The following is a 6,840-nucleotide window of genomic DNA, read 5'->3' on the forward strand; positions in this document are numbered from 1 at the left end:
GTTGCCCTAGAATGGCGGACTGACAACGCCTATCAACACGGTTATGTCAATGAAGCCTACTCTCCCTATCAATCTGCTACTTCTTATTCTTCCAAGCAGTTGAGTTTTGACGTCGGACTCAATGCAGAATGGGCCAGCGGATCTATTGCAGCGCAATTTGATTATGAATCCAATACAGAAGTACGCGTGGCTTCTATAGCATTTAAACAGGTCTTCTACACCGTTACTATGGATACACCCGTTTCTCCGGCAGCCGTATTTGGAACCGATGTTTCTCTGGAACAAGTTCAGGCAATCATGAACTCAGATACGCCACCGGCTTACGTTGCCTCCGTAGCCTACGGTCGTATTATCATGGTGCGTATGGAAACTACTAATATGGATACTTCCATCAATTTGGACGCTGTATTGGAATACGGCAGTGGCTTTAATAATGCTACAGGAACCTTAGCGGCTTCTTATGATGAAGTCCTTCAAAACTCCAGCATGAGTATCATTACCATTGGTGGAAATGCCGAAGTAGCTACCAGCGCCGTCGACGCTGCCAACATTGAAGACGGACCCGGTAGTTTAAACTACATCATTACAGGAGAGAACGCCGTATACAGCAGAACCAATCCTGGAGCTCCTATAGCCTACACCATTCGATATTTGAAAGATAACTCCCTAGCCAAAATGGGGTATACCACAGATTACGTAATTGAAGAATGTGGTAGTCGAGGATTTAATCACGAGGAAGTGACCGTGACCAACGATTCCTTCCATGACATTCAATTTAGATTGCGTTGGAGAGGACAGAACACAACTACTATTTACAACGGGCCGTGGGTATTTGTAAACCAGGACGATACAGCCAATCGTACTCCACCGACCGGCGCACACGATGTAGAGGTGCAAACCCAATGGCAATGCGGTACGGGTGATTGGAATACTTTAGGCGACTTTGAACTTGATTATGTATACGATGAAGAATGTTTTAGGGCCAGCGGAGGTTCATTCCCTTGTGGTGACCCCTCTGTCTCTGGAGTGACTTGCAACTAAACTTTAGCGCTTTTTTTAGAGCAGTCCTTGTTTTAGGTTGTCGATTCAACAACTTAAGCAAGGGCTGTTTCTCTTTGCGTTTTGGTACAGAATTTGCCAATTTGATAAAAAATGGCATCTTTGCCACTCACAAAACGAAATAAATTTATAACCATGCAGATGCAATTGTCTAAATACAAAACGGATGCTTTAGAGGCTTTCCACCGGCAATAGCTATGGATATAGATCAGAAATAAACACACTTTAAGGCGTCCAATGAAAATTGGACGTTTTTTTTTGAAAAATTTTTGACCCGCTTGAAAAAATGTAGTTGGACGCTAAAATATCAGAGCCTCAATTAATTAAGGTCAAATGCTGTACTTCGTGAGTAACGAAGCGGAATTCTACATCTCAAAAATTAATATTAACTGTCTCATTATCAATAATTTATTTGGTTTTTATTAAAATCCATTTCATCTTTGCAGCGCAATAATGCAACTCATTAAAAATCGAAGCAATATGCAATACGCAAATCAATTTAAACAGATGCAAATCCAAACTGCGGATATGCTCATGCTTCGCGACGTCTTCTAATAGACACTATCCATCAGATGGTGAAAACGTCCGAAGCCCCTTAAAGTTTCGGACGTTTTTTTTATGCTTACTGATGGAGCTTCTCAACGTCCCGGGACCAATTGAAACTGATATAATGACAATTGAAACCCGTTCATATCAAACAACAACGAGAAAAAGAAGTTCGGAGGTTGTTTAAAAGACGACGCAACCTATGGATGGAAAAACGCAAGTTGGGTTATGTCGCTTTGGAAAAACCCATTAGACACGGTTGGTTTAGAGAGGTCGTTATTACTCGTAGAGTGGAACGATACCGCTATAAAGCCGCCATCATGGAGGTCTTTGCAAAAATGCAGACCTATCATTGGGGAAAAACCAAGGCAGATGCTCAAGAGCAATGGGATGAGGCGACTCGAGGATTTTACATCCACAGAAACCTACCCACGCTGAGCAAAAGACAGTTCAATAAATTGAGCCAAAAAGCCCAAGGCTTGTGTACGCCCTTCCAATTCCGACACGAAAAAAGTCATAAATTAATAACACGATTCTACGTTCGCATTCCCAAGGGCGTGTACAAGATCAAGTTCAGTCGTGCCTATGTCACGCATTCTAGAATTGTAGACCCTGAAATTGAAAGTGAACTGGATTGGATTGATTCGCAGCTGCTCAAACCCGGATTTTATGAAGCCGAGCAAGTGCTTAATCGTTATCACTGGGACCATAAGTTTGACAATTACCTCCGCTTTAAAAAAGAGAACAAGCAGGTAAAGCAAACCCTGAGGAACCTTAAGCACTACCCTGCAGATCAATTGATAAAAGAAGATGTATCATGGGAAATAAACTAAAAGGCCGAGACCTGATCGGGATCGGTTTTCCTAAGAACAATACCGTAAATATCGCTTTAGGGATCATTAACCGATACCACAAACGCGAAAAGAAAGTTCGCGTGCTAGAAGCGGCCAAGGAGGTCTTGCGCGACCCACAAAAGTTCATGGGTGACCCCATATGGGGGAAAGTAGCGGAAGGCCTTATAAAGCCTGTGGAAGTGCGTATGCACGAGCTGCGCAATACGCGAGCTCCTTTTAGTATTTACGGAGAGAATGAGATTGACGATCAGGCCAAGTATCAATTGTACGACGCTTTGAAATTGCCAATCGCGGTCTCAGGAGCTCTGATGCCCGATGCGCACGCCGGTTACGGTTTGCCTATTGGTGGCGTATTGGCGACAGAAAACGCGGTGATTCCTTACGGAGTTGGTGTGGACATTGGTTGCCGCATGTGTTTGACGGTATATCCGATGAGTGCTTCTTACTTGCGTGGAAAACAGGCCATGTTGGAAAACATCTTGAGAGATCACACCAAATTTGGCCCTTATGAGACGCATGCTAAAAAGCACGATCACGAGCTCTTTGAGCGCGCGGCATTTAAGGAGATTCCGCTTTTAAAGCGACTTAAAGACAAGGCGTTTAGACAACTCGGAACCTCGGGCGGAGGAAACCACTTTGTGGAATTTGGTTTGGTAACCATTACTGAAGAGGATCCTCAAGTTCAATTGCCTCCAGGTGAATACCTAGGCGTATTGTCTCATAGCGGATCACGAGCCTTGGGTGCAAACATTGCCAAACACTATACGTATCTGGCATCAAAACAGTGCCCGCTGCCCAAAAATGTGCAGCATTTGGCTTGGCTGGATATGGATACCCATGACGGGCAAGAGTACTGGTTGGCCATGAATTTGGCTGGCGATTACGCTAAAGCTTGTCACGATGATATTCATTATCGTATCGGGAAGCTACTCGGAAGCAAAGCCGTGGTGAAAATTGAGAATCATCACAATTTCGCCTGGAAGGAAATGGTAAACGGAGTGGAGCGCATTGTGCACCGCAAAGGAGCCACTCCTGCTGGTCAAGATGTTTTGGGAATCATTCCAGGATCTATGACCGCTCCAGGATATATTGTCCGCGGATTGGGAAATGAAGATAGCTTGAATTCCGCTTCACACGGCGCAGGTAGATTGCATTCACGCAGAGCGTGTAAAGAGCAATTTACCCAAAGCCAAGTGAAACAGCAGCTCAAAACGCATGAGGTGAGTCTGATTGGTGGCGGTGTTGATGAAGCACCGATGGCCTATAAGGACATTAAACGCGTGATGCAAAATCAACAAGAGTTGGTAGCTGTAGTGGGAACCTTTACTCCTAAAATTGTACGAATGGACAAGTAGATTTTTTAACTGACAGGTCGCAAGTAAAACTGCGGCCTGTTTTTTTTGCTGAAGTGTAAGTTTTGATCTCTTTTTGAGACCATTGCTTTATGAAAACTACCACCTTTACCGAATTCTCTACAGATGCATTGCTCAAAATTGGCGATCAGCAAGTTTTAAAAGAATTCGACTCCCCCAAGCAAATTGGTCTTTACAGTTTTATCTGGGCGCTAGAATCTGGCGTTGAGATCATTGTAGACAGCGAACCCATCTTATTGCAGGCCAATCAAATTTTGGCCCTTACCCCAATTCAATACGTGCAATTCAATTCAGATGGCGCTTTGCGCGTCTATCAATTCAACCGTGAATTTTATTGTATCAAAGATCACGACAAAACTGTGGGCTGCGATGGAGATCTTTTCTTTGGTAATGACTATATCCCTTTAGTCAATCTCTCTCAAGAAGAGCAAGAGAAATTTGAACTCTTGCATCAGATTTTTTTGGAAGAGATGGACAATCAAGATCGTGTTCAAGCAGAAATGCTTCGGATGTTGATGGCGCGTTTTATCATTAAGACCACTCGCCTACTCAATGCTGGAGACCATCCGCAGCAACACAAAAAGAAATCAGACCTTTTGCGCAAGTTCAATATGTTGGTAGAAACCCACTTTAAAAATGAACACAGCGTAAAATTCTATGCTGAACAAATGTTCAAGTCACCCAAAACCTTGGCAAATTCCTTTGCAAAGTTTAACAGTACTCCTTTGCAAATTATCCACGGACGCATTGTTTTGGAAGCGAAACGCCTCTTGACCTATACCGATCTGAGCAGTAAAGAGATCGCCTATGAATTGGGATTTGACGATCCTGCACATCTGAGCAAACTCTTCAAGAAGAATACTGGCATGCCTCCATCAGCTTTTAAAGCTTCCAAAGAGACCTTGAGCGCTTAGGGAATTATTTACATGCGCTAGGGAAACTTCTCCATCGTCAGGACCTTTTTATGATCGCATCTTTGTATTGAACATTAAAATGAACGATATGAAAGCGATTCCTTCCATTTTTGAGCTTATTTCAACGAAATTTAATAGAAACAAAGCCAAAACTATAAAATTAAACACAAAATCGCACTGTGCCTCTAAGAGCCATCACGACTTCTATTGTGAGGCCGAAAGGCCATTCAGCAGCATGAGGACTTCTTTATGATCTAAGGAATTATTGACATGATTGAAGGAGTTTTTTACATGGTCTGCCGCTTAGTTTTTAAGCAATTTTGTCCTATCAAATTAATTACAAACATAAAATCGAAATACAATGAAATCATTTAACGTACCTACTCGAGAAGAAGTAAGTGAAAATAACCAAGCCATTTTTGACAAGCTGAAAGGAGCATTGGGATTTGTTCCAAATCTATATGCCACTTATGCTTACAGTGAAAACGCATTAGGCAACTATTTAACCCTATCCAACAGCAAGACTTCACTATCTGCTAAAGAAAAAGAAGTAGTCAATTTGGCGGTAAGTCAAGTAAACGATTGTAGCTATTGCTTAGCAGCACACACAGCTATTGGAAAAATGAACGGATTCAATGATGATCAGATCTTAGAATTGCGCTCTGGAGCGGCATCTTTTGACAACAAACTTAACGCCTTGGCAAACTTGGCCAAAGACGTAACAGAAAACCGTGGTGCAGCTTCTGAAGGAGCTTTGGAGCAATTCTTCAATGCGGGTTACACCAAAGAGAACCTGGTAGATACTATAGTGTTGGTCGGTGATAAAACCATCTCCAACTACCTACACAAAACCACGGATGTACCTGTAGATTTCCCTGCAGCACAACCTTTGACCCTACAAACTGTTTAATAATCAATCCAAAAAAAATATAGAAACTATGAGAACTTTATTAATTGCATTAGCCTTTGTATTTACCGCTGGACTTAACGCACAAGCGCAAGATACCATGAAGAAAAGCATGAATGACAAGGCCCAAACTGTTGCTCTTGAACAAACCAAAGGGCAATTCACGCAACAAAGCGTGGAACTTAAAGCTGGTGATTATGTTTTTGCCATTACCAATAACAACGCGGGCGTGGACGTAGGATTTGTATTAGTGCCTAAAGGTGCTGATGCATCAGATCCTGCCAACCACATCAAGTCGGCTTACGTAACTCAAGTAGTTGCGCAAGGAACCACTGAAAAATCCAACGTTGTGCATCTAGAAGCTGGCGAGTATGTTTACTTCTGTCCGCTGAATAAAACACCACAATATACCCTCACTGTAAAGTAGGTATGTTTAGTTAGTTGATGAAGAAAACCCCGGCCAAATGGCCGGGGTTTTTTGTTATTTATTGAGCTCGAAGATCTCTTTCAATTGCTTGACAACACCGCCGTTACCGGCAACGGTGATCTGTCCGATCTTGTCTGCGATCTTCTCTACGTATTCCATTTCCTTAAGGGCGAACAACATTTCGTTGTCTTCCATAAGTTTGGCCGTGTTGAGCAAGCTTCTGGTAGAAGCAGTTTCTTCACGTCTGGTAATTACGTTGGCTTGCGCTTGCTTTTGAGCCATCAATACTTGATTCATGATCTGCTTCATTTCTCCCGTAAGGATAATGTCACGGATACCTGTGCTCAAGATCTGAACTCCCAAAGCAGCAGCGGCTTCTTTGGCTTTTTTCAAAACCATTTCTGCCAATTCGTCTTTGCTCTCCAAAAGTTTATCCAAAGTATATCCTCCAATGAAAGCACGCAATGCCAATTGCAAGACTACATAAAGTTGTTTTTCGTAGTTCTTGTTTTCAAGCAAAGCCTTTTCAATATCAGTAACCTTGTACTGCGCGTAGAAATTAACTCTAACGGTCGCTTTATCCTGGGTCAACAATTCTTGTCCCGCGATCTCCAACTGTTGTTGTCGCATATCAACCTTGGCAATCTTGATGCTGGTATCGTTTTTCCAGAATCTGTAGGTACCACCGCTCAAGGTCTTGACGTATTGGTCATCAACCAAAAGGACGGCTTTTTCATAATTCTCTACCTCAAACTTTCTG

Annotated in this window: 7 protein-coding genes; 6 read left to right on the top strand and 1 reads right to left on the bottom strand. The window is 42.6% G+C overall.

Annotation, left to right across the window (positions count from 1 at the left end):
• The 6 genes from HRT75_RS13645 to HRT75_RS13670 form a co-directional block, all read left to right on the top strand.
• Positions 1-1,041 (top strand): thiol-activated cytolysin family protein (locus HRT75_RS13645; protein ID WP_291187836.1); only part of this gene is annotated, 1,041 nt, incomplete at its 5' end.
• 770 nt (positions 1,042-1,811) lie between these two features.
• Entirely contained in the window at positions 1,812-2,438 is a 627-nt protein-coding gene (locus HRT75_RS13650) for a hypothetical protein (protein ID WP_291187839.1), read from the top strand.
• Positions 2,423-3,814 carry an RtcB family protein gene (locus HRT75_RS13655; RefSeq protein ID WP_291187841.1) on the top strand — a complete coding sequence of 464 codons (1,392 nt, stop codon included), beginning with the start codon at positions 2,423-2,425 and terminating at the stop codon, positions 3,812-3,814. Before HRT75_RS13650 ends, HRT75_RS13655 begins: the two co-directional genes overlap by 16 nt.
• 89 nt (positions 3,815-3,903) lie before the next feature.
• Positions 3,904-4,746 carry a helix-turn-helix domain-containing protein gene (locus HRT75_RS13660; RefSeq protein WP_291187844.1) on the top strand — a complete coding sequence of 281 codons (843 nt, stop codon included), beginning with the start codon at positions 3,904-3,906 and terminating at the stop codon, positions 4,744-4,746.
• Between the two features lie 361 nt (positions 4,747-5,107).
• Positions 5,108-5,656, top strand: coding sequence for a carboxymuconolactone decarboxylase family protein (locus HRT75_RS13665; protein WP_291187847.1), 549 nt, complete (start codon positions 5,108-5,110; stop codon positions 5,654-5,656).
• Between the two features lie 28 nt (positions 5,657-5,684).
• Complete coding sequence (locus HRT75_RS13670; RefSeq protein WP_291187848.1) at positions 5,685-6,080, top strand: cupredoxin domain-containing protein; 396 nt, start codon at positions 5,685-5,687, stop codon at positions 6,078-6,080.
• Between the two features lie 54 nt (positions 6,081-6,134).
• Here the strand turns inward: HRT75_RS13670 and HRT75_RS13675 are convergent.
• A partial coding sequence (locus HRT75_RS13675; RefSeq protein WP_291187851.1) for a slipin family protein occupies positions 6,135-6,840 on the bottom strand: 706 nt, incomplete at its 5' end.

Source organism: Gilvibacter sp. (genome assembly GCF_013214815.1).
Lineage (GTDB): Bacteria > Bacteroidota > Bacteroidia > Flavobacteriales > Flavobacteriaceae > Gilvibacter.

Coding starts and splice junctions, on each gene's coding strand:
- HRT75_RS13650 (WP_291187839.1), top strand. CDS start 1,812: ATGGAAAAACGCAAGTTGGGTTATGTCGCTTTGGAAAAACCCATTAGA.
- HRT75_RS13655 (WP_291187841.1), top strand. CDS start 2,423: ATGGGAAATAAACTAAAAGGCCGAGACCTGATCGGGATCGGTTTTCCT.
- HRT75_RS13660 (WP_291187844.1), top strand. CDS start 3,904: ATGAAAACTACCACCTTTACCGAATTCTCTACAGATGCATTGCTCAAA.
- HRT75_RS13665 (WP_291187847.1), top strand. CDS start 5,108: ATGAAATCATTTAACGTACCTACTCGAGAAGAAGTAAGTGAAAATAAC.
- HRT75_RS13670 (WP_291187848.1), top strand. CDS start 5,685: ATGAGAACTTTATTAATTGCATTAGCCTTTGTATTTACCGCTGGACTT.